Here is a 23,389-nt window from a genome sequence, read left to right as displayed (position 1 = left end):
AGTCATTAACGGTTCCAAGAGGTCACACTCCAATAGTATAAAAATAAAAAAGCGTGCCGCTTCAGCGAAAAATCGCCTCTCAACACGCTCTATCTGATCCTGTCTCTTAGGTAACTATTATTGCTGCTGGCTGCAGCACGCTGCGCATGTGCCGTAAATCTCCATCCGATGACCTTCCACAACAAACCCCGTCTCGTGCGAGGCTGCTCTCTCCACTTCCAGGAGTGGCGGGAATTCGAAGTCTACGATTGATCCGCAGGACTTGCAGATCGCATGATAATGATCGGATAGATCCGCATCGAATCGGGATGAATCATCGCCGTAGGTCAATTCGCGAACGAGCCCTGCTTCCACAAACAGTCTGAGGTTGTTGTAGATCGTAGCGACGCTCATGCTTGGAAAGTTAGGTGACAGAGCTCTGTAGATCTCGTCGGCTGTCGGATGAGTCATGGATTCCATCAAATAGGTCAGTATGGCGTGTCGCTGAGGGGTCATGCGGACGCCATTCATCTTAAGTTGTTCCAGTGCCTTCGTTACGCTGGCTCCCATTGCCCTCACGCCTTTTCTGCTTGATGTGTAGTCTTATTGTACGTGTATTCTTAAGAATTTGTCAATGAAAGCGCTCGTTCAGAGACGGCTCAGAGTCTGCTCAGCGAGCGTTCAGAGTTCCTTCAGACGCTGCAAGATGATGCTGTTCGTAGCGTTAATATGAATGCGATTCGTCCCTGCTCCTGACTTCCCTCGAATCGTTTTTTTGCTAATCGTATAAGGGAAGTCCGACTTAATCGTGCCGAAGGTGACAGAGCCGTAGATTGAATAATCCCCACTCTCAGGCAAGCTCAGCATGATCTCACCTACCGAGCTGTCGATGTCCCAGTCACCGCCAATCGCTCTGCTGCTGATCTCAATTCCACCGTTAAGGGTGTCCGCCTTAATTGACCCGGCTGCATCCGTAATCCTGATCTTCCCATTATCCGTCTCTGCCTCTAATGCACCAGACACCTGCTCCAGCTCAATATTCCCATTAGCCGCAGAGCCAGATAAGCTGCCCGTAATGCTTGAAGCGGTAATGCTGCCGTTAGTCGTTGCCAGCACCGCAGCCCCGGAGACACGACTAAGTGTAATCTGACCACTCTTCGTCTCTGCCTTGACCTCGCCTGTTACATCGTTAATTCTAATATCCCCTGTAGCCTGCTCCAAGGTCAGACCTCCCTGCAACTGAGCACCGGCAACATCAATGATCCCATTGCCTGTCTGTATGGATAGGCTTCTGCCCGGAGGAATCGAGCTCCCCTCGAACAGCTCCTCATCAGTGAGAGGATTAGCCGATGCAGCTGGCAACGTAATCGTTATATTCATTCTAGGCTTGCGGCTGCCGTTCGGACCGTACGGCTCGCCATTGCCCTTAATGATGAGGCGGCTGTCCTTGCGATCGATGTGAATGAATGACTTCTCCCCGATGCTGTCTGCTTCAGCTTGATTGTCCACATCTACCCAGATTACGCTGCTGACCTGCAAGTCAGCTGTCGTCCCTTGCCGCACGGTCACTTGCCCGTTCGTACTCTCTATGGCAATATGTGAGCCAAGTTCGTCAGCTGTTAAGGTGACCGGCTGCTTCTCATACCGATAGCCCTTCTCTTCTCCATAGTCGGACAGGCCCGCCAGGTCAGCATTCCACTGATCCAGCCAGCGGAATGGCAGCTCCGCATACTGAGTTACCGTATACGCTGTGACGGCGATAATGGCCGCGATGGACAGGCCAGCCAGGTCGAACCGAAGCCGGCTGGCAGCCCTCTCTCCTGCCATCCACCATTGCTTAGTGATAACCTCTGCTCCTATCAGAATAATTAGGATAGGCCACCACTCCACGAGGAGCGCAATATGATTGTCACCGCTCAACTGATCCCATAGCAGGATCCAGCCTACAGCTCCTATAATAATCGCGCCAGTCAGCCTACCCAGCCTATAGCTGCTCCATCTGCTTCGACTTCGGACAGTGAGGAGGATTGCTGCTGCTGCTACTGCTATTAATCCGGGACCTAATGTATAGTCAGCAAGCTCGCTCATCCAAGGTTCAAGCGAATCAGGAGGCTTGATGAGCAGGAGGAGCACACCGCCCGCAGCCATTAAGAGGAGACCTTGAACTAGATTCGTTCGCGGAGCTGACATCCGTCTCCGCTCTGCATCGCCCGCTCCTTGCAGCGCATCGTATACACTGATGAAGTAGATAACGGGCAGAGCAAGCCCTAAGTAGACGATAAGCAGAAGATGACGTCCTCCGTTCGCATCTGCAAGCCTGATCATTGCGGTAATATCCATCAACCACAGAGTGAGGAGCAGCAGCCCTCTAAGATATCTAGCTTGGTAGAGATGTCCCGCTCCGGGAATGATGATGGCGAGCAGGACAGTTAGTATCCGATTCTGAAGATTATACTTCATTCCGTACTGACGCAATGCACACCCTCCATCTGCTTAATCTGATCTAGAATAGGAATAAGAGACTTATCCTTAGGCAGGGTGAGATAGAAGTGAAGCATGATCTGTTCGCTCCCGCTGTTCTCTTCGTATTCTTGCAGAATCATCTTGCGAATATTGACTTGCTGTGCGGTTAGAAGCTGATTAATTCGGTTCAGAATAGCCGAGTGCTCGTCGGCCTGCACCTTGAGCAGCTGCTCCTTCTTCCCGTTAATATACCGCTTCTCCAGCTTGTTGAAGGCCCATAGGATAAGAAGGACAAGCAGCGTCGAGGAAACCGATGCGAAGTAGAAGCCTGAACCGACTGCAAGTCCAATCGCTGATACAACCCACAGGGAAGCCGCTGTCGTAAGGCCTGTAATAGACTTGCCAGTGAATAGAATGGTACCAGCCCCTAGGAAGCCGATTCCGGTAATGACCGCAGCAGCGAGACGAGCGGGATCTACCCGGACGTTGGGCTCATCGACGAAGTCGGAGAAGCCGTATATCGACAGCTGCATAAGCAAGCATGAGCCCAGACAGACGAGGATATTCGTTCGTAGTCCTGCCGCATGATTCGATTGCTCGCGTTCGAATCCAATTAGTCCGCCAAGAATAATAGCAAGCAGCAGCCTTAGCATAATCGTCCATTCATTAATCAACCAGGGATTAGCAGCCGTATCCATTGCCATACGTTATCCTCAACCTCTCTCTCTATAGAAGCCATTGTAACATAATGTATGCACATACCCGCCACAATAAGCTGTTCCTAATCAATAACCAGGAGAGCTTAATGATGAATCCAGCGGCTGTTCCCCACAGAAAAAGAAAGGCGCAGCCCGACCCTCGAGGGTCAGATTGCGCCTAGTTAACAACCGACTATTGAGCCAGCCTCTCCTGCAGCAGCTTGTTCACAAGCGCTGGGTTCGCCTTCCCCTTCGTCTCCTTCATAATCTGGCCAACAAGGAAGCCAATGGCCTTCTCCTTGCCTGCTCGGAAGTCCTCTACCGACTGAGGATTCGCCTCTACAATTCGGTCAACGATGGCGGCAATTGCCCCTTCGTCGCTAATCTGCACTAAGCCTTGCTCCTCGACGATCTGCTGAGGGAGCTTGCCCGTCTCCAGCATCGCCTTGAAGACAGTCTTCGCAATCTTGCTGGAGATGGTTCCCTTATCAACGAGACCAATCATCTCGCCAAGACCTTGGCCTGTAATCCGGACATCCGACAGCTCCTGATTATTCGCATTCAAGTAGCCAAGCAGATCGCCCATAATCCAGTTCGATACAGCCTTCGCATCCTGCGTATACTGCAAGCTCTCCTCGAAGAAGTCTGCAAGCTTCTTGGACGAGGTAATCACTTCCGCATCATAGGATGGCAAGCTGTATGTGCTCGTATAACGCGCCTTGCGGGCATCCGGAAGCTCCGGGATGGAAGCCTTCACGCGTGCCTTCCACTCGCTGTCAATGTGCAGCTGCACCAGATCCGGATCCGGGAAGTAACGGTAGTCATGCGATTCTTCCTTGCCGCGCATAGAGAACGTCTGGCCCTTGGCCTCATCCCAGCGGCGGGTCTCCTGCACAACCTTCTCCCCGCTGTCTAGTATAGCAGCCTGCCGCAGCTGCTCATGCTCCAGACCGCGCTGAACGCCGCGGAAGGAGTTCATATTCTTCAGCTCCGCTCTCGTTCCGAGCTTCTCCTGGCCATACGGACGAAGAGAGATGTTCGCGTCACAGCGAAGGCTTCCCTCTTCCATCTTCACGTCAGACACTTCGCAATAGAGCATAATCGCCTTCAGCTTCTCCAGGTAAGCCTTCGCTTCCTCTGGCGTCCGAATATCCGGTTCGGAGACGATCTCGACGAGCGGCGTTCCGACACGGTTGAAGTCGACCAAGGAAGCGAAGCCTCCATCGACATGCGTCAGCTTGCCGGCATCCTCCTCGAGATGTAGGCGAGTAATGCCAATTCGCTTCGTCTCTCCGTTCACTTCAATATCAATCCAGCCATGCTCACCGATCGGCTGATCGAACTGGGAGATCTGATACGCCTTAGGGGAATCCGGGTAGAAATAGTTCTTCCGGTCGAACTTGCTTACGTCAGCAATCTGACAATTAAGCGCCATAGCTGCCTTCATCGCATATTCTACCGCTTGGCGGTTCAGGACAGGCAATACGCCCGGATGTCCCAGACATACCGGACAAGTATGTGTATTCGGCGGGGCTCCGAAGGCGGTGGAGCAGCCGCAGAAGATCTTGCTGTTCGTGTGCAGCTCCACATGGACTTCGAGGCCGACTACCGTCTCATAACGGGTTGGTTCAGACATCATTATTCAATACCCTCCTACAGCTGCGGACGCAGCTTATGGTGATCCGTATGCTGTTCGAATGCATGAGCGGCGCGGAGCACCGTCTGCTCGTCGAAGGCCTTGCCGATAATCTGTAAGCCGATTGGCAATCCGTCAGCCGTTCCGCAAGGTACGCTGATGGCCGGTACGCCAGCCAGGCTGACAGGAATGGTACAGATATCGTTCAGATACATCGTCAGCGGATCTCCGACTTGCTCCCCAATACGGAACGCGGTCGTTGGCGCCGTCGGTCCGATGATAACGTCGTACTGCTGGAACACCTCTTCGAAGTCCTGCTTAATTAGCGTACGAACCTTCTGAGCCTTCAAGTAGTAAGCATCGTAATAGCCGGAGCTAAGCGCATAAGTGCCTAACATAATCCGTCTCTTCACTTCCGGCCCGAAGCCTTGGCTACGCGACTTGCGGTACAGGTCAATCAGATTGTCCGGATTGTCCGCGCGCACGCCGTAGCGTACCCCGTCGAACCGGGCTAAGTTAGAGGAAGCTTCCGACGAAGCGAGCAGATAGTAAGTCGCAATAGCATACTCCGTATGCGGCAGCGATACTTCTTCCCATGTCGCTCCGAGACCCTCATATACCTTCAGAGCGTTCATGACCGCTTCCTTCACCTTCGGATCGATTCCTGCTCCAAGATATTCCTTCGGCACACCGATTCGAAGTCCCTTCACATCACCCGTTAATGCGGTCGTGTAATCAGGAATCTCAACGTTCGCGGAAGTAGAATCCTTCGCATCGTAACCAGCAATCGCTTGGAGAACATAAGCAGAGTCCTCCACATTCTTCGTGAGTGGTCCAATCTGATCGAGCGACGAAGCGAAGGCAACGAGGCCGAACCTCGACACGAGACCATAAGTAGGCTTAAGACCGACGATGCCGCAGTAGGCTGCTGGCTGGCGGATCGAGCCGCCTGTATCGGAGCCTAGGGCGAAGTAGACTTGACCTGCTGCGACTGATGCAGCTGAACCGCCGCTTGATCCGCCAGGCACATAATCCGTATTCCACGGATTGCGAGTCGGGAAGTAGCTGGAGTTCTCATTGGAACCGCCCATGGCGAATTCATCCATATTCAGCTTACCGATCGTGATGGACTGGGCAGCCTTCAGCTTCGACACAACCGTACCGTCGTAGATCGGATTATAGTTACTAAGGAACTGACTTGCGCAAGTAGTAAGCAAGCCCTCCGTTACAATATTATCCTTAATGCCCGCAGGTAGGCCGAACAGCAGACCCCGCTCCTCACCGCTCTCGAGCTGCTTGTCCAGAGCAGCGGCATCCCTTCGCGCGCCCTCTTCATTCAATGTAATAAATGCCTTAATCGCTTCATCCGTCTCCGCAATACGCTTGTAAGAAGCGTCTACCAGCTCGGTAACGGACAGCTCACGGCTGCGAAGCTGATTATGTACATCCTGCAGGCGTGATTCGAACAGTGCCAACAGTAGTTCCTCCCTTCAATATAGCTTACTCTAGTACAGCTGGAACCTTAATCTGACCATCTTCCTCATCGGGTGCGTTAAGCATAACCTTCTCAATCGGAAGCGAAGGACGCGTCTCGTCTTGGCGAGTCACATTCTTAACTGGCAGCACATGACTTGTCGGCTGCACATCGTCTGTGTTCAGCTCGTCCAGCTTCTCCGCATATCTCAGAATCGCGTTCAGCTGTCCGGTGAACTGCTCTTGCTCAGCCTCAGACAGCTGGAGCCGCGCTAGATTAGCAACGTGCTCAACATCTCTAACCGTAATACTCATGGATGTATTGACCTCCCTTACCTTGCTTGAACTCATTCCTTCTATTATAACGCACAATGACGTCAAGACCAAGTGAATCGTTCCCCTGTATGGGCTCAGCGAGATGTGCCTTAAGGAGAAGCTCTTGCAGTCTTGCCTTGTTCCCTCCACAAAAAAAAACCGACCCAGCGTCATCATGAATTCGCCGGGACGGCCTGCTTGCTTATATCCAAGCCTTAAGGTTCACCTGGCGGATGAAATCCTCGCGACTGGTCGGTTCCTTGCTAGTGCTGTCTGTATCCGGCACCTCATCCTCGCCCTTCATAATCCGGAAGAACAGCTCTTCGTTATGTGTCGCTAGCGCATAATCAATCAGCGCTTCGCGCTCGACTCGTTCTGCCTCCATCTGAAGAAGGATCTCCTCCAGCTCAACATCCTCCTCAGGAACGAGGAAGTTGCGGTTCGCCTTCGGAATTCTTACCACATAATCGAACACATTGTCCGCATTACGGTCATAAGCAATTATATACCCATACTCCCCAATAGGAAGATTCTGTTCCAAGTGGTCGGCTACTATGACGACCTTGTCACCGAGCTTCGGCATCGTCCCAACTCCTGTCTGTCAGCCCTTGCTAATCTATCTCTATTATCCTACTAAAAAATAGTAGGGATGTCCAATCAACCTCAAGCGACTACTTGTTCGCCCTAGGCTTCCTCTTGTACCAATCCCATACTGTCCCGACTGCGGAAGCTTCCAGACAGCTCACGCCGTATCCGAGAGAGCTCCCCATGATATAGACCCGAAGAGATAGAATATGGTTCTTCCTCTGGCCAGGCGTTCCCTTCACTCTCATAGCTACAATCTGTGACCTGCGGACCATATAAGTGCTGCGGGCTAAATAACGCTTACGCATCGTGAGCTGCTTGGGGGATAAGTGAATGCCCGCGCTGCGCCATGAAGCCCATCTCCATATGTACACAAGAGGAATGAGCAGCAGCGACCATGCACCACTCCAGTCGAGCCATGCTATGCTGATGGTGGAGAGCAAGGTGACAAGAACCAGATACCACCTTGAGTAGTACAACAGCGCTCTCCTAGGCGCAGGCTGTGTAATGCTGTTAACTTCAAACTGCGGAAGGAATAATCCCAGAATCTCACGCAGCTGTCCGCGTCTAATGAAGGGATGAAGCATCAACGCTTGCTGCTTGTCAGAGGAGAGCACTTGGAGCTCAATCTGGGCGCAGCCCAGCAACTGGCGAAGCAATCCTTCCTTCACGATGACGGCTTGCACCTTGCCGGGATGGAACAGATGCGTTCGCTTCTCCAGCAAGCCATAAGAGAGGGAGATCTGGTCCCCAGTCTTGCTCACGGTGAAGCCGCTGTACTTCAGAACATAGAGCAGGATGGACAGCAGCCAAGCACCTAGCAAGGCAGCACCTGCAGCAGCTAGAATTGTCACATAGCCTGGGATGGAAGTCACCGTATCCTCGAACATAGATTCCAAGAAGTGATCCGGCGCGAATTGATTAATGATATCGTCAGCGAAGGAGTACAATCCAGCGACAAAAGCAGCGACAAGACCGAAGTTCGTCGTCGTAGCAGCGGCCAGCATGAGTTGTCCGCCCCCTATGCGGATAGCCTGAGGCATCTCATCCGGAGCGAGAATGGGATCGGTACTGCTTGCAGAGAGAGCAGAGTGTGCATTGAGTGTAATTGGGGCAGAGGGAACTGCAGCTTCCAAGCTCTGTATCTTGCTCTCTTCCTTAACGTCCTCATAACTGCGAAGGAGATCTCGAAGTGCATAAGCTTCCTTCAGCGACAGCGCTGGAAGGATTCCATCCGCCTGAGTCTTGCCGCCTGGCGTCTCGATCTTCACCTGAGCAATCTTAAGCAATCGCTGCAGGAGAGGCTGCTCCACATTAACCGAATGAATGCGGCTGTAGTAGATCGTCTTCTCATCACGGAACAGCATTCCCCGCTTAATAATCATACGATCCGAATCCAGATTGAAGGAGTAGGATCTCCAGCCCATATAACCGAATAGGAGCAGGACAATCGGAACGCCCACGATGGCTCCATAGGCGTACGCTGGCAAGTCAGTCCAGTCTATTCCTCGAAGCTGCGCTAGCAGCAGGAAGGGCAGCAGCCCCTGTATCACTTGGAATAATAGGAAGGTGATGTAGATAGGATGCAGCTTATGCTTATTAGGCTTATTCATCGGGGAGCTCCACCCTTGCAAGAATGCCTATTCTGCGCTTCAGTTGATGAGCGTCGCTCTGCTTAAGCCCTCTAATGCGGTGAGTAGTTGCTGCGGTTACGATCGACACGCTCGCGAGATCATACTTACGCATCAGAGGCCCGCTCTCCAGCTCAACATGCTGAACTCTAACCATAGGAACAAGCATGTGGGTAACATAAAAAATGCCATACTGAATCTCAAGCTCATCATCGAACAGTTCATAGACGAATCTCCGATAACGAACGGCTGGTAGGAGCCAGGCAAATCCAACAAGTGAAGCCGTAATTAGTGCGAACATAATCCAGACTGGAAGCAGCGTCCAGTTCTGCCATGCAGCTACTACTAGATACCCTATGGCAGCAGCATACAGTACAGCATGGGTTATTATTGAACTTATGCGGCTAACCGTCAGATAATCCCTGTGAAGCCTCTTCGTTAACGATCGATTCATTGTGCGGCCTCCCCCGTCATCTAATAGGATACAGTAATAAGCTCTTCTCTCGTACGGGTTAACACACGCGGGGTTCCATTCGTTACAACATAGGTATTCTCCAGGCCTACTACCCCTCTGCCTGGATACACATACTTAGGCTCAACAGCCAGCACCATGCCAGGGGTAAGGGGATGGCTGAACCCTCTGGCAAGGACAGGCCACTCGTCTATCTCGAGTCCGATGCCGTGACCAATGAATCTCGCTTGATCCTTGCCTGAGCCCATGAAGTTAGCCTCCAACCCCGCTTCCGCAGAGATACGGAGTGATTCGGTATACAGCTCGGAGGCAGCTGTTCCAGCAACCATTAATGGTTCAAGCTTGCGGATTACCATGACCGACGTGCTGAACGCTTGCATGAGATCATCCGGCAATTCACCGATGACCGCTGTCCTCGTCTGGTCAATGACATACCCATCCACGCAGCAGCCAATATCAATTAGAATAGGCTCATTGATACCAATGATCTTGCGGCTTACCCCTTGAGGGGCAGCAGCACCCATACCGAGCCCTCCTGCCGGACCATCGAAGTAAGTAGGCACAGCTGCTGCAGCTCCAGAGCTGACTACACCCGTGACGATCTCTTGATTGTATCCCCGCATCCTCATGACACCGATATGACCGCGCAGGCGCATCTCGTATTCCAGTCTTGCCATCCAGTCAAGCTCCGTAATGCCAGGCTTCAGATAATTCAGAGATTCCTCCAGAGAGGCAGCTGTCACAGCTGCTGCCCGCTCAATCCGCTCAATCTCCCATGCCGACTTCACCATTCTCACCTCACGGATGAGTGCAGAACCATCGGTTAAGGCAACCGGTCCAACCATCTCCTGGAGCTTCAGGTACAGTCCAGCCGGCATCACATCCAGATCTGCCCCGATGACTCCCTCTCTGCCAGATGAGCACAGGTTAGGGTAATCCTCCTGAAGAGAAGCCAGCAACTGACGGAACGATGTCAGTTCCTGCACATCCACGATGGATTCCTGCCTTGCGCGGTCCACACTCCTTCGTATATACAGCTTAGGAGATCCCGTCGCGGGGATGAATGCGTATCCCGACTGCATCGTGCCAGTGAAGTATAGCAGATCGATATTTTGCGATAGGAGCATACCTTCTACTCCAGCCTGATTCATGCGATGTTGCAGCCGGATAATGCGACGATGAATCTCTTCAGCCGGAATATCTGCTGCAGGCGTGTACTGTTCATCTATAGTCAACCTACTCAGCTCCTATGTCTATCCATTCTCTCCTCTCATTAGATCAACTTTTGGTTAACGCGTCAACGCAGGATTAGCTCTGCCGCCCCCTTGATCTCCCATTCCATCCTTGCAAGTGCAGTCCACTGCCTCGGATAGGCCAGCTTAATAATGAGAATAACCCCCGGCTTGTCCAAGGTTACCTCGTAGTCATACTGATCATTCTTATACGTATAGGGGAAGATGACCCCCTCACTTATGACCTCGAATACAAGCACCTCAACCCGATCTCTAACGAAGGATCCGGGCAGCGGCTGCCCCGTACTGTCCAGCGCCAGATTCGACTGCAGATACTTGGCGGCCACTTCTCTAGCCTGCTGAGGATGAATCGTAATCTGCCCCCTCGTCAAGGCAGACTCGTCGAGCTGCTGTGCCGCTGCATGAGCAGCGCGATTAACAGCATGCTTGCCCTGGAAGAGCAGCTGCATGGCCATCTCTGAATCAACCTGCTGGACATGTGAAGTCATCCAGACCGACATCATTAGTACGATAAGTAATATTTTATAGATGAATCATCCCTCCTCTCTTGGGAGGTGCAGCCTTCCCTCAACTATCCAATCAGGGGACATACTCGCTCATCTTCATCCCGAATGCACGCAGCCTCTGCGTCTGTGATGGAGGCGTTAATCCGATCAGCCGGTCAATCTCGAATAGGTCTTCATAGGGATAGCTCATCGTTAGGGAGAGACCGATTCCGCGTGGAAGCGGCGCAGCAGGGGACACCGCAATGGCACCATTCGACGCGATGACTTCGAACTCAACGGCATCCGGCTTCAGTCCGAATCTAGCGAGACGAAGTCGAGACTGCTGCATCATGCTTGCGTCGATGTAGCCTCGATTGCCGCTTGCCCCCACCTCGAGCAGATAGTCTACTTCCTGCTGCAGCACGGCTTGCCTCACGATCACCACATGCTTATAGATCGGGGAGAACATCATCCAGCAGAGCATAGCCGCGAACAGGACGAACACCAATATGCTCTTCATGGACTCATCCCCCGAATATAGTCGCTCATAGAATTCCCCGCTCTCTCAAGCTGCTTCTTCGTTCCAGCATCCCCTTCGGCCGTGCTCGTATAGATGATAATAACGGTGATGAGCAGCAGCAGCGAGATTAACAGCCCCCGCATACGTTAGCCGCCCCGCTACGGAAGCAAGGCGCCAATTCGCGTATTGGCCGCGTTGCCTTGGCTCTCGATTCGGTCCTTCGTTCCGGTTGTATCTTGATTAATAACAGCGTTGAACAATAGGATGACAACTACCAGCATCATGACGGTCATTAGAATATTTCTCATCTTCGTGAACAGCTCCTTGTCGAATAATGAATGAATGATTAACTAAGCGAATCGAACAGCTTCTGACCTTCACGAACCCATGGGTAGATGAAAATCTGGAACGTATACAGGATCGGAATCCCTGCTATAACAAACAGAAAGTAAGAGGTCGACTCCTTACGGCTCTCCCTGGCGAGCTCCAGCTTCTCCTTGTAATCCTGGATCCGCTCGCGCAGCAGCACATAATACTCTTCGCTCTCGTGCAGCCTGAGCGAATCGATCGTCTCCGTGAAGCTTAGTCCTTCGTCGGTTCCGATTCGGTGCTTGAAGGAGCGCAGCGCCCCCTCTGCATCTTGGTACCACTCCGCTAACAGCCGCTCCAAGTCTCCTCTAATCGTGCGGGTGTATGGCACGCAGCGCATCAGCTTCGTATGGATATGAAGGGACGACCCGGCAAGGTACAATAGCTGGTTGCTAACGATGTAGATCTCCTTCGTCATGCGGTAAGCACGCAGCTTCCGGAAGGAACGAAGCCACGGAAGATCATATTGCGCGAAGATGAAGACTGCCATCAGCACACTTAGCACATAAGCGCTTGGAACGACTTGGAAGGCCAGCCACTTGCGCAAGGCTGCGTCGACAAGGGCTGCTGCAGGCAGGAAGAGCAGAAGCACTCTCCGCCCGAGCACATAATAGGCTGCATCCGCTGTGAAGCCGCAGCCGGCGAGCAGCGACTCTCGCTCTTGGAAGGAGGGCTGCTCCCGGCTGAGGCGAACGGCCCCGAGCCAGCGCTCTGGGACATGGTGTGAGTGCCAGCGGATATGGGCCAAGTGCAGGAATCTCGGTCTGCGCTGGGGAAGCAGCCTCAGCAGGAAGAACAGAGCCGCGAAGGCGAAGAGGAACTGAGCGGCAGTTGTCACCGCTTGAAGGACAGCGGGAAGCCATTCGTACATGGAGGGTTACTCCTTTCTTTTTTACATTTTGCGACGTGAGAGCCATAGTCCCATTAGGAATGAAGCGAATAACAACACGACCGCGTTAAGCAGCATATCTCTGCCTCCGGGATCGAGCACATAATAATAGTAGGCATTGTCCCGGTTGTACCGAATGTTAATGCCGATGAACAGCGCCAGGAATACAATCGGTGAGAAGTTCGCCAGCCGAATCTCCAGCAGACGATTGCGCTCCTGCTCGTTCGCGCGCCTCGCCTTGCGCATATCGGTCAGCAGCTCCTTCAAGCTGTCTGCCGCGGGTATCCCTTCAGCCAGCGCAACACGAATAATGTTGACGAAGTAATCCGCCCAGACGTGGCCCATTGATGCTGCGAATATTCGCAAGCTCGCTTCATCATCGCCTCGAACGGACAGATTGCGATACAGCTGCTCGAACACCGCTTGCATCGGTCCAAGCATACGCCGCTCCTCCACCGTCCGCTGCAAGGCAGCGCGCACCTGCCTTCCACCGGTGACTAGACAGCATTGGTAGAACAGCTCCACCGCCGGAAGGAAATCCACTTGCGTCTGCATCTGTCGCTGGATGAGAATTGCCCGCAGCACAGTGTAAGGGAGCAAGCCAAGCACTCCCCCTAGAAGCAGCGTCCCCTTCACGCTCTGGAACAGCAAGCCTCCGAATGTTAGTCCGCTCAGCAGCAGCAAGATGGTTAGCAGCATGAATTGGCCTGGCTGCAAGCTGAAGCGGAGCGTCTCCAACAAGTCCGCTAAGTGACGGTACAGCCTGTCCATTCGCATGAACTGCTGAGTCAGACGCTGACTGAGACGGTTGCGGCCAGGATAGGCGAGCCTCCCCTTCAGATGCTCACGATCAGACCATAGCTGCAGCAGGCTTGAGGCAGCAAGGAAGAGCAGAAGGAAGAGCAAGAGCAAGGCCGACGTCTGTGCAAGAGCGATCATCGCTGGCCAGCTCCCTTCCTATCCTCCAGCCACTTCATGACCCGCGCATCCGGTCTGCTGTACTGCAGCTTCGCCAGCGCGGAAGAGGATATGATGCCAGGGTAACTCCAGTTCGACTGCGTCTCCTCATACCTCACCCAGTCCCTCACGATCACTTCGCCATCCTCCCAGCCCAGCTCACCGATACGGGCAATTCGCCGGCGTCCATTAATCAGCTTCATCTCAATGCCGACCTGGGTCACATACTCGGCAATCCGCTTCGTCAGCCTCTCGGGATTCATCCCCCTCCCGTCCAGCATGCACATATCCGTGACCGCCTCCGGAACGTCCTCCAGCGTGCTGGCATGCACCGTTGTCATGCTCCCGGAATGCCCCCTTGTACAAGCTCTGACATAGATGTTGGCATCTACGTCCCTAATCTCGGCATGAACAATGCGCTGGGGCGACTGTCTCAGAGCGAGCTTGAAGGCCTGATCGGACCGATGCAGGAGATCATCCTCATGCGTCTCGTACTCCACCGTATTCTTCTCTGGAAAATCCCTCCCAAGCCGCATCTCCAGGCGGCCTTCAATCGTGACGATTCGCTCTTCAGCAGGCAGCTCGGCAATGAGCGCCTTCATGAGATGGGTCTTGCCCGAGTTCGTCGCCCCGATAATGACCAGATTGAACCGGGCCTGCAGCACCGCCCGGAGTATGGATGCAATGGTGTCCGTCATCGTGCCGAGCTCCGGAAGGCACAAGCTGCTAAGTGAGAAGCTCCTGACCGTATAGAACCGGATCGTCAAGGTCGGCTGCGCGGTGAACCCGAAGCCTGTCATTGTCACACGGGAGCCGTCCCGCAGCATAACCTCCGCCCATCGCTTGCGCGGATTAATGCGATCGTTGTTGTACAGCACGAGATTCTGCTGGATGCGCTCTACCTCTCGATCTGAATCGAAGGCATAAGCGGAAGGGGCCGCAACGCCGTCCCGAACTTCGAATATTCGAGTGCCTACCACCTGAATCTCCTCCAGCCCCTCCTTGTTCTGCAAGACGAGCTCCAATACGTTCATGCCGATCACTTCGGCGAAGAGCGCCTCAGCCAGCGTCTGATAAGGATGGTCATACCCGGACAGCTGATGCAGCCTCAGCCGAATGAGACGGTCCGTGATGACCGCAAGAATCTGGTCACGCTCCTGCGCATAGCCAAGAACAGCTCGGTTCAGCGTCTCATTATATTGACGCCGCTCTTCATCCGTCATGCCCCTGGGCGCTGCGAGATAAGTCCGAATGTCATCGGCAATTCGTTCGAATTCTGCCGGAACACTGCCAAGCTCCGTGAAGCTCTGCTCTTGTTCCCCATCGCTTCGCTCCGCGGTCAGCTGAAGCTCGGCGGAGTACGCAGCCGGGGAGAAGCGTTGCTGCTGGCTCTTGTTGTTCAAGATCCGACACCGCCCCTATGTGCAATCAGCTTCCTGTACCAAGGCTGGATGACGGATCTAGGTCCCTGCTGCAGTCCAAGTCCATACCGCTTCATGAACAGCTGTGCCGGCTGACGCATCATCTGCTTGCCTTCCTCATCCGACTTCAGCCACTCCTCGTACCTGCCGTTGTCTAGCTGGGAGAAGAGAGCCGGCGACAATCTCTGTTCACCCAGCAGGGAGGTGCCCATCTCCTTGCATATATCCTTCATCGTGAAGCCTCCAGTTCTCCATGGGGAATGTATGATTAATGCTTCATATTGATCAGAAGCTACTCCGAACAGCGGCGATACCTGTCCGATCCAGCGCTGGCCATCCTCGCCGAAGTGGGACAGCGCAGGGGTCGTTACGACCACTCTGGTGCTGGCTCGGCGCAAGGAGCATACCGTCGCCGCATTGTCCCAATAGGCGCCGGCATCGAGAATAACGATCGAGAAGGCTTGCTCTGCAATATCCAGCAAGTGATTCGCTTCCTCTGGCGTGAAGAACTCCGCTTGATCCCTTGCCATGTTGCCGAACAGGACATGCAGCCCAGGAAGGTGTGCAGGCCGATACGAGGCTCTCATCAGCTTATCTGCCGTGAGCGACTCCGACCTCAGCTCTGGTCTTAGCTTGTCTAGCGATGACTGGGGCTGATCAATGCCGAGGAAGCGGTGAAGCTTCGCACTCTTGAGGTGCAAGCACAGATACCCAACAGATCTCCCGGTTGCCTCAGCAATCCGATAGGCGGCAGCATATGCCGCGGTTGTCGTACCAATATTCGGCGTTGTGCCAACGAAGGCAATGAGCGGTGCAGTGCTACTCTTCACTTCCCTTCCTCCTTGCTGCCGGCAACCTCAAGGGACTCTGGACTGTATGCGATAACCAGCTTCGACTCACCGCCCTTGCAGGCGCTGTCGATCTGCAGCCATTGATTCTCGGTCAGATTCAGATTCACATAGTCAATCATCCCATTGGCATCGCGGCGGGATGCGTACATCTTCTCCTTATCACCGCTCGCAAGCGAGAGGAGATTCGGATTGTCGGGATCATCAATCTCAACATTGCCGGACGACTTGACCGAAGCGACTGTCACTACCTCTTGGAACATACGGGAGGACGTTAGGCCATCCCCCGATACATACAGCACAACCCGATCTCCTGCCCGAATGCCATTGGACACCGACAAGACATATTCCTTCGGAATCTGGAAGGTGGACTCGCCGCTGTGCGGCAGCAGCCTGTACTGCTCGACCTTCCAGTTCAAGATAGGCTCACCCGAGCCTAGCGGTACGACAGTCTCCAGACCCTGCAGCTTGCCCGGATCAGTCACCATCTCAGGCGACAAGGTGCCTCGTGCAATTGAAGCCAGCTCCATATCCCCTGCTTCCAGCCTCTCTCCTGCAGCGATGAATCGCTTAGGCACCACAATCTGCACCATCTCTTGCTTCTCCATCTGCATTAACTGAAGCTTATGAATGCCGTATACCAGCAGGCCGGACATAACAGCCGCGGTCACACTCACAAGTACTTGCCTTCTTCGATTCATGGCCTCTCCTTCCAGAGCGGCTATGCGAGAGAACATAAAAAAAAAGAACGCAGGCGAGAGCCGTATTGGCTCTAGCTTGCGTTCTTCGCATAGCGTAGCTCTTCTATTTAATAATCAAGGACTAAAGTAGCAACATCATAGCAAATAATGGGGAATTTTGTCTACAACTATTTTTTTAACCAAAATAAAAAGAACTCCTCCAACCGAACAGCGTAGCGAGACGCTGCCAGCCAAAAAAGTCCCCTCCAATTATGCTCTAGAAATTCTAGAAATCAATTAAGCCCACACTAATCTGCAGAGCATCGTCTACCTTACGCATCGTCTCATCATCGAGATGAGTAATCTTGTCGGTAAGCCGCTGCTTATCAATCGTTCTAATCTGTTCGAGCAATACGACCGAATCCCGATCGAATCCGTGTGCTGCCGCATCCATCTCTACATGAGTAGGGAGCTTCGCCTTCTGTATCTGAGCGGTAATCGCTGCTACGATAACGGTCGGACTGAATCGGTTGCCAATATCATTCTGAATGACGAGCACCGGGCGAACTCCGCCCTGCTCCGAGCCGACAACGGGTGACAAGTCTGCAAAAAAAACATCGCCGCGTTTTACAATCAATGCTTACACCCCGCTTACGAGACGGCCGAGCGTATGATCGGCATCTTCCTCCGCATGAAAAGCTTCCGAGGCCATGTTCAAGTTGATCTTAGCCATCTCTAGATATCCGCGCTGCATGGACTCGCGGATTTGACGTTTTTTCCGTTCTACGAGATAGAGCTTCATCGCTTGCCTAATGAATTCACTGCGATTGGAGTTCTCCTTGGCCACAATGCCGTCAACTTCCTCCAACAAATGATCCGGCAAGCTGATCATGATCCTCTTCGTATTCTGCATATTGGCCACCGAACTAGCACCCCCAAAACTTTTCCAAAACCTCATTACACATTATGACAATAAGTTGCCAACCCTATACTTCAACATATCTATGTCGCGCGTATATCAAATATGCTGCATAAGGAGTGGAATAAGCCATCTATCACCTGACTTACTAATTCGTGATAATGGACGAAATTCCTCTCTATACACGCAAAAAATGACATAGGCAATCATTCCCAACAAAAAGGAGCGCGAAAAATGAGACTTGGGGTGATGTTACAAAATAGGGTTGGAGATATGAACCGTTCGTCCCTCACTCACATAAACCCTTGGCACGCGGGCAGCAAGCATGCATGTCACCTCATAATTAATCGTACCCAGCTGGTCGGCAATCTCCTCTGCGGTAATCCACTGGCTTCCCTGCTTGCCGAGCAAGACAACTTCCTCACCGGTTCCAATCGGGTCCGCGACTGAATCTGCTTCATTAAGTCCCAGCATACACTGGTCCATGCAGATCGTCCCTCTAACGGGTACACGAACGCCCCTCACCAGAGCCTGTGCCTTGCCAGTCAGCATGCGACTGTATCCGTCTGCATAGCCGATTGGCAAGGTGCCAATCTTCTCCTGGTCTTCAGCGGTATAACGCGTGCCGTAGGATATTCCCCAGCCTTCAGGTGCATTCTTCACCATAACGACCTCGGTCTTAAGGGACAACACGGGCTGCAAGGCCACTCGCTCATGATTAACCTCGGCAGATGGATAGATGCCATACATGGAGATACCGAGACGAAGCATCCCGCCACCCCATTCCGGGGTATCAATGCCAGCAGCGCTGTTCGCCGCATGGATAATCGGAATGTGCAGCTGTCTTGCTCTGACTTCCTCTACAACAGCCGTATACCGTTCATATTGAAGCTTCGTATACGCCTTATCCTCTTCATCCGCGCGGGCATAATGAGAGAACAATCCCTCAACCTCTAAGTGAGCCACTCCGCACGCCCGTTCAATGAATTGAACCGCTTCCGGACCTGCAATGAGGCCAAGCCTGCCCATGCCTGTGTCGACCTTGATATGCACCTTGAGCCTTCTCCCCTGCGGGTCGTCTGGCAGCAAGGCTGCCGCTTCGAGCACGTCCTCCCGGAACAGGGCAATCGTAATATTCTGCTCACGGGCAAGTATCAACGCTGAAGGAGGGACGAATCCGAGCACCAGAATAGGTGTATCTATTCCTGCGTTGCGGAGCTGAAGGGCTTCGTCCAAGAAGGCTACGCCTAAGTAATCGACGCCGCAGATTGCCGCTTCCTTAGCAATCATGACGGCGCCGTGTCCGTAAGCATTGGCCTTGACTGAAGCCATCAGCAGCATAGTCTCAGGCATAGCCTGGCGGAATGCCTTGATGTTATGATGCAGCGCATCGAGAGAGATCTCTGCCCTCGTCGGGCGGTAGTAGGAATCCAATGTCGTTCACCTTCCTCATCCTGCAGCAACATTCGTCCTTTTTTGAACACATGTAGGATTAATGTTATACGCTGCCGGTGAGGCTGTCAATGAATCCTTGATTCCTTATTTGCCCATCTCGCCTTGGACAGATTGAGCGATGGCGATGAGCTGGGTATCGTCAAGATCTGCGCTTGTCAAGCGGAACGCATTGCCTTCGTACGTCCAAGTAAGCGTCTGCTGCTCATCCCCGCTAAGCTCACCATAAGTGAAGCCTAAGTCCACCATATACCCGGGAACGATAGACGCTGCCTCGTCCTTCGGCTGTGTCTGGATGAGCGTGAAGTTGTGAGTTCCGGAGTAACGGGTGATGACACCAGCATTGCCGCCGTAGATGATGTCCGTCTGATCCTTCTGGAACGTGCCTTCCGGTAGGACAGGCTCCATGACGACCATCTCGCTTGGTGCTGCATCTGGATCGTCGACTCCGGCACTTGCATCTTCCTCTTCATTATTAGCCCCTGAGGAATTCTCATCGTTCGCAGCTGTATTGTCGTCCGCAGGTGTCTTATTGTCATCTGTGGCTGGCTCTTCATTGCCACTCTTGCCATCCTCGGCAGAGACGTTGTTGTTCTCAGCATCTGGGTCTGCCATCGTCGGCTGCTCATTCGATGCGGCTGAGGACTTCATATTCGCTTCCGTCTCGAATGCGCTCTTCTCGAACTTCGGATCGAACTCGAACGTATTGAACTTCACTTCTACCATGACTGCGGCATTCGTGTCGCTCACTTCTACCTGCTGCGGCTTATAGGTTGACTTATCCAGCCAGATCTTCTGCCGTGCCAAGGAGCCGTTATTGTAATTGGCCATCACGTCGAAGACGAAGGCCTTGTCTTCCTCTGCGAATTGACGGGAGTTATCCTTCAGGATGCTCTGAACGAGCGTCTGATACAGATAGACCTGTCCTTGATTTTGCGGCCAGTCGCTCTGGAAGCGGAATACTTTATTGAGACGAGGGGTCAGGACGAATACTCCATCATCATTCTTAAGCACGATCTGCGTAATATCTTTCTTGGCATTCGTAAGCGAGATGCGGTAGTACTCCGGCTGCTGATACCATACCTCAACATCGTACTGCAGCGGTTCTTGTCCTGTATGAAGAGTCATTGTCCCGCTTCCTTGATAGCTTTCCATCCCTTTGACAACCTTGTCTAGATCCTTCACGACCGAAGCAGCGTCTTTCGTCCCGCAAGCGGCCAGCACTAGCGACAACACTAGTAGAATGGCTGCGGTCCATGTCATGCGACGCATGGAATCATCCCCTCTGCACATTGTTTTACACTCTGCTAACATGTCTATGAGGGAACTTGGCCAATTATGCGGACTGGCTGAGGCTTGGTCATTTTTATCACAGGCAGGGGGAGGATATTCACTATCACGCGGTCGTAGCCAGCAAAAAAAAACATCCTAAGCTATAATCAAGCCTAGGATGCGAGGTATATATACCTATACAATCTGTTCCGCCAGCATCTCAGCCCACTTCCAATTGGCTTCCTTCGTTCTGCCGGCATTGTGGGGAGTATGGACAACGTTAGTGCGGCCTAGCAGCGGATGACCGAGAGGTAAGGGCTCCTCCTCATAGACGTCTGCAGCAAGAGTGAGCTCATTGGCAAGGACTCGCTTCGTTAGCTCGGCCATGTCACAGATCTGCGATCGGGTGACGAGGACCACCAGTGCTCCTGTTGGAAGCGCCTGAATATGCTCGGCGTTAATGAGGCCGGTAGTGGCAGGGGTTAGAGGCACCATAGGGACGAAGATATCAGCGTCATGAAGGAGATGCTCGAGCAGCCTCACACGGCGGCTGCCTGCGAGATGGAACGCCTGATCGGCTGCGAATGGATCCCATACAGCTACATCCGCTCCAAGCATATGCATGAACTTGGCATAACGACTGGCAATATTGCCTGCGCCTACTATACGAACCCGCTTGCCTTCCACCGTACCGTTCACGAACCTTGGATCGTCCCCGAATTGCTCTAATGGGTATTGCCAAGCCTCATAGCTGCTCATGATGGAGTGATGGGTCTGAGGAATTCGTCTCAGTGCAGCTATCGTCAGCCCGAGAGCGAATTCGGACACCGACTGACCCCAATAGCCGACAGATGAGAACTTCAGCTGCCTGATTCCTAATCCCCGCAGCAGCTCCCCTATAGCGGCAGATGGCATCTCCGCATAACGTCCGATACCGATGAACGCTTCCTTCAGAGAAGGCATAGCTCGAAGACATGCTTCGGTGATGGGGGTACCGATTGAGATTAGGCACTCAACCCGATCCAGGTCGGGAACAGCCTTGGATAGCAGCAGCTCCGAGTCTTGCGGGAGCCGGATGAAGTCCACTTCGGCATGAATGCTTAGAAGCTCATGCAGACGATCTCCAGCGAGCGGCCAGATGCGGTCGAATGAAGCATGAATGACTAGCGTTATTCGATTCATAGCAGGTTCCTCCGGCTAAGCAGCGTCCATTGCTGTTCGATATTAGGCACTTGAATGTCTCCTGTGAATACATGGAATCGGTAAGAGAAGGTCCGTGCCTGACCTTCCTTCAGTGTCCAGGCACCTGCCCGGCAGCTGCTTGGTCCAATGCCCAGCTCCGAGTCTACTCTCCAAGGCACAGGATGCTCTAGATTGTGGGGATGATCCAGCACAGCAATTCCAGCTTCGTCGAATCGTCCTTCTACCGGCATAGCAACAGCTGTCCACCTCGCCCGTTGACCCTCGGCGTCTAATCCTCTCTGGCCTTCGCTGTTCAAGACTGTTCCGCCCGCCTCTTGGCGATAAGCCATTCTCAGGAATACGCCTCCATAGTCATAGTGCCCGAACGTAATGTCCGTAGCGGCTTCCAGCGTCCAGTTCAAGTCCAGATTATAACTCTCACCATAATCAGTCAGTTCCCAATGCTGTGTCTCATGGATCATGACAGCTCCGCCTGGATTCCTGTAAGCTGTCTCGACCGACCATGATACTTCATGATCACGAGTAACAGGCTTCTTAAGAGGAGCGGGATGGAAGGTGCCGTCTGCAGCTGCTCTCTTAGGGATAAGCCCCTCGCACCAGAATCCTATTCCATTCACATCGTTAAGCCCAATATACAAGCCATGCTGCCATGGATGATGGGCAGGCTTGTCCTCCGTTAGCACGCCAATTCCATCTGGTGCGACGATGGGATGCAGGAAGGGTCTGTGATGGAAGTCTGCTTGCTGCGTTACAATCGGGATGGGGTTATCCTTCCTGTAGATATGAAGACGATTGCCATCTACAATGGCGTTAAGCTTAGGGTAGCTCATAAGAAGGTCTGTCACTCTCCTCGTGTTAGGTAGGATCCTGCCTACTGAACTGAGCATACATGATGGGATCTCATCTTGCTTCCCAACTCCCTAGCTCTCATTCTCAAAAATTGCTCCAACCGCATATTTATTCCGGTACGCCGTTGGCGTCACTCCTTCCACCGCTGTGAATATTCGGTAGAAGGAAGACAGGCTCTGGAAGCCGCTCGCGAAGCATACGTCTGTAACCTGCATGTCTGAGCGAATGAGCAGTCTCCTTGCCTCCGCAACTCGTAGCAGCTGCAGGTAGTCCTTGAAGCTGCGCCCCGTGACCTCTTGGAACAGTCGAGACACTCTGGAGCGGCTTAGCTGAAGAGCTTCCGCCAGATCGCTCAGCTCCAGCTGTTCCGAGAAGCGCTCCTTCATATAATGGTTGATCTTCCTGAAGGCAGTGAACTCCGCCATATGCATCTGCCAATCTTCTGAACTTAGGTCGCTGCTGAAGTAGCGCTGTAACCTTGCACAGATCTGCAGGAGCAGCCCCTTCACGAATACGACATAGCCCTCTCTTCTTAGTCTGAGTTCCTCCCATATGAGCATCATGGACGGAATAATGTCAATGGATAGGCCGGTCTCGGCCGGGATGCGGTTCGTTAACCGCTCAGAGGGTATGGAGAAGGGGAGCAGCAGCTTATTGTCCTCCGCCGCAAGCAGCTCCGCATCGAAGACGAGGAACAGATACGTGCTTGGATTGTTGGGAGAAGACCGTGCAATGTGCGGCTCTGTATGATTGACCAGGAACAGATCGCCTTGTCTAGCCGGATACTGCTTCGATCCGAAGTAGAACTCTCCTTCTCCCGATAAGCAGCAGCCGATCTCCAGGCTCGCATGAACATGAAGCGGCATCGCTTCAGTATCCGGAGACCATAGGTGGACTTGTACGGCAATTTCATGCTCATATTCAATCGGATATCTCATCGTATAGATACTCCTCCTGCATTCCCTCAACTAAGTTTCTAAGTATCCAATTATTATACAACGGTTATTCAACCACTGCCCC

26 protein-coding genes are annotated in these 23,389 nt (G+C 53.0%); all 26 read right to left on the bottom strand.

Annotated features, from left to right (window positions below):
- Positions 1-117: 117 nt before the first annotated feature.
- Positions 118-549, bottom strand: coding sequence for a peroxide-responsive transcriptional repressor PerR (gene perR, locus ACFO9Q_RS10110; RefSeq protein WP_379181425.1), 432 nt, complete (start codon positions 547-549; stop codon positions 118-120).
- 111 nt (positions 550-660) lie between these two features.
- A complete protein-coding gene (locus ACFO9Q_RS10105; protein ID WP_379181423.1) occupies positions 661-2,454 on the bottom strand; it encodes a DUF6677 family protein in 1,794 nt (597 codons plus the stop codon).
- Complete coding sequence (locus ACFO9Q_RS10100) at positions 2,436-3,140, bottom strand: MgtC/SapB family protein (protein ID WP_379181433.1); 705 nt, start codon at positions 3,138-3,140, stop codon at positions 2,436-2,438. Before ACFO9Q_RS10100 ends, ACFO9Q_RS10105 begins: the two co-directional genes overlap by 19 nt.
- A gap of 193 nt (positions 3,141-3,333) precedes the next feature.
- Positions 3,334-4,776, bottom strand: a complete 1,443-nt coding sequence (gatB, locus tag ACFO9Q_RS10095) for an Asp-tRNA(Asn)/Glu-tRNA(Gln) amidotransferase subunit GatB (RefSeq protein WP_379181431.1) — start codon at positions 4,774-4,776, stop codon at positions 3,334-3,336.
- A 17-nt stretch (positions 4,777-4,793) separates the two neighbouring features.
- Positions 4,794-6,251 carry an Asp-tRNA(Asn)/Glu-tRNA(Gln) amidotransferase subunit GatA gene (gene gatA / locus ACFO9Q_RS10090; protein WP_379181421.1) on the bottom strand — a complete coding sequence of 486 codons (1,458 nt, stop codon included), beginning with the start codon at positions 6,249-6,251 and terminating at the stop codon, positions 4,794-4,796.
- Between the two features lie 25 nt (positions 6,252-6,276).
- Positions 6,277-6,564, bottom strand: coding sequence for an Asp-tRNA(Asn)/Glu-tRNA(Gln) amidotransferase subunit GatC (gatC, locus tag ACFO9Q_RS10085; protein ID WP_379181419.1), 288 nt, complete (start codon positions 6,562-6,564; stop codon positions 6,277-6,279).
- Between the two features lie 202 nt (positions 6,565-6,766).
- Complete coding sequence (locus tag ACFO9Q_RS10080) at positions 6,767-7,147, bottom strand: ATPase (RefSeq protein WP_379181417.1); 381 nt, start codon at positions 7,145-7,147, stop codon at positions 6,767-6,769.
- A gap of 88 nt (positions 7,148-7,235) precedes the next feature.
- Entirely contained in the window at positions 7,236-8,762 is a 1,527-nt protein-coding gene (locus ACFO9Q_RS10075; RefSeq protein ID WP_379181415.1) for a PH domain-containing protein, read from the bottom strand.
- Positions 8,755-9,234 (bottom strand): PH domain-containing protein, encoded by a 480-nt coding sequence (locus tag ACFO9Q_RS10070; RefSeq protein WP_379181413.1) that lies wholly within the window; start codon positions 9,232-9,234, stop codon positions 8,755-8,757. The genes ACFO9Q_RS10075 and ACFO9Q_RS10070 overlap by 8 nt, the downstream gene beginning before the upstream one ends.
- A gap of 20 nt (positions 9,235-9,254) precedes the next feature.
- Positions 9,255-10,487, bottom strand: coding sequence for a M24 family metallopeptidase (locus ACFO9Q_RS10065; RefSeq protein WP_379181411.1), 1,233 nt, complete (start codon positions 10,485-10,487; stop codon positions 9,255-9,257).
- Between the two features lie 62 nt (positions 10,488-10,549).
- A complete protein-coding gene (locus ACFO9Q_RS10060; RefSeq protein ID WP_379181409.1) occupies positions 10,550-10,993 on the bottom strand; it encodes a hypothetical protein in 444 nt (147 codons plus the stop codon).
- A 91-nt stretch (positions 10,994-11,084) separates the two neighbouring features.
- Positions 11,085-11,510, bottom strand: coding sequence for a hypothetical protein (locus tag ACFO9Q_RS10055; protein ID WP_379181407.1), 426 nt, complete (start codon positions 11,508-11,510; stop codon positions 11,085-11,087).
- Complete coding sequence (locus ACFO9Q_RS10050) at positions 11,507-11,653, bottom strand: hypothetical protein (protein WP_379181405.1); 147 nt, start codon at positions 11,651-11,653, stop codon at positions 11,507-11,509. The genes ACFO9Q_RS10055 and ACFO9Q_RS10050 overlap by 4 nt, the downstream gene beginning before the upstream one ends.
- A 15-nt stretch (positions 11,654-11,668) precedes the next feature.
- On the bottom strand, positions 11,669-11,818 hold the full coding sequence (locus ACFO9Q_RS10045) for a hypothetical protein (protein ID WP_379181403.1): 150 nt from the start codon (positions 11,816-11,818) through the stop codon (positions 11,669-11,671).
- Positions 11,819-11,856: 38 nt separating this feature from the next.
- Complete coding sequence (locus tag ACFO9Q_RS10040) at positions 11,857-12,750, bottom strand: hypothetical protein (protein WP_379181401.1); 894 nt, start codon at positions 12,748-12,750, stop codon at positions 11,857-11,859.
- A 21-nt stretch (positions 12,751-12,771) separates the two neighbouring features.
- Entirely contained in the window at positions 12,772-13,707 is a 936-nt protein-coding gene (locus ACFO9Q_RS10035; protein WP_379181399.1) for a type II secretion system F family protein, read from the bottom strand.
- On the bottom strand, positions 13,704-15,128 hold the full coding sequence (locus ACFO9Q_RS10030) for an ATPase, T2SS/T4P/T4SS family (RefSeq protein WP_379181396.1): 1,425 nt from the start codon (positions 15,126-15,128) through the stop codon (positions 13,704-13,706). The genes ACFO9Q_RS10035 and ACFO9Q_RS10030 overlap by 4 nt, the downstream gene beginning before the upstream one ends.
- Complete coding sequence (locus ACFO9Q_RS10025) at positions 15,125-15,976, bottom strand: hypothetical protein (protein WP_379181394.1); 852 nt, start codon at positions 15,974-15,976, stop codon at positions 15,125-15,127. Before ACFO9Q_RS10025 ends, ACFO9Q_RS10030 begins: the two co-directional genes overlap by 4 nt.
- Positions 15,973-16,695: an SAF domain-containing protein gene (locus ACFO9Q_RS10020; protein WP_379181392.1), complete on the bottom strand. Its 723-nt coding sequence runs from the start codon at positions 16,693-16,695 to the stop codon at positions 15,973-15,975. Before ACFO9Q_RS10020 ends, ACFO9Q_RS10025 begins: the two co-directional genes overlap by 4 nt.
- A gap of 265 nt (positions 16,696-16,960) precedes the next feature.
- Positions 16,961-17,311 (bottom strand): type II toxin-antitoxin system PemK/MazF family toxin, encoded by a 351-nt coding sequence (locus tag ACFO9Q_RS10015; RefSeq protein ID WP_379181390.1) that lies wholly within the window; start codon positions 17,309-17,311, stop codon positions 16,961-16,963.
- A 3-nt stretch (positions 17,312-17,314) separates the two neighbouring features.
- Complete coding sequence (locus tag ACFO9Q_RS10010; protein ID WP_379181388.1) at positions 17,315-17,596, bottom strand: CopG family ribbon-helix-helix protein; 282 nt, start codon at positions 17,594-17,596, stop codon at positions 17,315-17,317.
- Between the two features lie 249 nt (positions 17,597-17,845).
- Complete coding sequence (gene alr / locus ACFO9Q_RS10005; protein WP_379181386.1) at positions 17,846-19,027, bottom strand: alanine racemase; 1,182 nt, start codon at positions 19,025-19,027, stop codon at positions 17,846-17,848.
- Positions 19,028-19,132: 105 nt separating this feature from the next.
- A complete protein-coding gene (locus ACFO9Q_RS10000) occupies positions 19,133-20,317 on the bottom strand; it encodes a LolA family protein (protein WP_379181384.1) in 1,185 nt (394 codons plus the stop codon).
- Between the two features lie 195 nt (positions 20,318-20,512).
- Entirely contained in the window at positions 20,513-21,499 is a 987-nt protein-coding gene (locus tag ACFO9Q_RS09995) for an NAD(P)-dependent oxidoreductase (RefSeq protein WP_379181382.1), read from the bottom strand.
- Positions 21,496-22,365 carry a PmoA family protein gene (locus ACFO9Q_RS09990; RefSeq protein ID WP_379181380.1) on the bottom strand — a complete coding sequence of 290 codons (870 nt, stop codon included), beginning with the start codon at positions 22,363-22,365 and terminating at the stop codon, positions 21,496-21,498. Before ACFO9Q_RS09990 ends, ACFO9Q_RS09995 begins: the two co-directional genes overlap by 4 nt.
- A 75-nt stretch (positions 22,366-22,440) precedes the next feature.
- Entirely contained in the window at positions 22,441-23,307 is an 867-nt protein-coding gene (locus tag ACFO9Q_RS09985) for an AraC family transcriptional regulator (RefSeq protein WP_379181377.1), read from the bottom strand.
- Between the last annotated feature and the right edge of the window lie 82 nt (positions 23,308-23,389).

The sequence above is a fragment of the Paenibacillus sp. GCM10023252 genome (assembly GCF_042653305.1).
Taxonomy (GTDB): domain Bacteria; phylum Bacillota; class Bacilli; order Paenibacillales; family Paenibacillaceae; genus Pristimantibacillus.
This window is presented reverse-complemented; position numbering and strand designations above follow the sequence as displayed.

Coding starts and splice junctions, on each gene's coding strand:
- perR (WP_379181425.1), bottom strand. CDS start 549: ATGGGAGCCAGCGTAACGAAGGCACTGGAACAACTTAAGATGAATGGC.
- ACFO9Q_RS10100 (WP_379181433.1), bottom strand. CDS start 3,140: ATGGATACGGCTGCTAATCCCTGGTTGATTAATGAATGGACGATTATG.
- gatB (WP_379181431.1), bottom strand. CDS start 4,776: ATGTCTGAACCAACCCGTTATGAGACGGTAGTCGGCCTCGAAGTCCAT.
- gatC (WP_379181419.1), bottom strand. CDS start 6,564: ATGAGTATTACGGTTAGAGATGTTGAGCACGTTGCTAATCTAGCGCGG.
- ACFO9Q_RS10080 (WP_379181417.1), bottom strand. CDS start 7,147: ATGCCGAAGCTCGGTGACAAGGTCGTCATAGTAGCCGACCACTTGGAA.
- ACFO9Q_RS10075 (WP_379181415.1), bottom strand. CDS start 8,762: ATGAATAAGCCTAATAAGCATAAGCTGCATCCTATCTACATCACCTTC.
- ACFO9Q_RS10070 (WP_379181413.1), bottom strand. CDS start 9,234: ATGAATCGATCGTTAACGAAGAGGCTTCACAGGGATTATCTGACGGTT.
- ACFO9Q_RS10060 (WP_379181409.1), bottom strand. CDS start 10,993: ATGACTTCACATGTCCAGCAGGTTGATTCAGAGATGGCCATGCAGCTG.
- ACFO9Q_RS10055 (WP_379181407.1), bottom strand. CDS start 11,510: ATGAAGAGCATATTGGTGTTCGTCCTGTTCGCGGCTATGCTCTGCTGG.
- ACFO9Q_RS10050 (WP_379181405.1), bottom strand. CDS start 11,653: ATGCGGGGGCTGTTAATCTCGCTGCTGCTGCTCATCACCGTTATTATC.
- ACFO9Q_RS10045 (WP_379181403.1), bottom strand. CDS start 11,818: ATGAGAAATATTCTAATGACCGTCATGATGCTGGTAGTTGTCATCCTA.
- ACFO9Q_RS10040 (WP_379181401.1), bottom strand. CDS start 12,750: ATGTACGAATGGCTTCCCGCTGTCCTTCAAGCGGTGACAACTGCCGCT.
- ACFO9Q_RS10035 (WP_379181399.1), bottom strand. CDS start 13,707: ATGATCGCTCTTGCACAGACGTCGGCCTTGCTCTTGCTCTTCCTTCTG.
- ACFO9Q_RS10020 (WP_379181392.1), bottom strand. CDS start 16,695: ATGAATCGAAGAAGGCAAGTACTTGTGAGTGTGACCGCGGCTGTTATG.
- ACFO9Q_RS10000 (WP_379181384.1), bottom strand. CDS start 20,317: ATGCGTCGCATGACATGGACCGCAGCCATTCTACTAGTGTTGTCGCTA.
- ACFO9Q_RS09995 (WP_379181382.1), bottom strand. CDS start 21,499: ATGAATCGAATAACGCTAGTCATTCATGCTTCATTCGACCGCATCTGG.
- ACFO9Q_RS09985 (WP_379181377.1), bottom strand. CDS start 23,307: ATGAGATATCCGATTGAATATGAGCATGAAATTGCCGTACAAGTCCAC.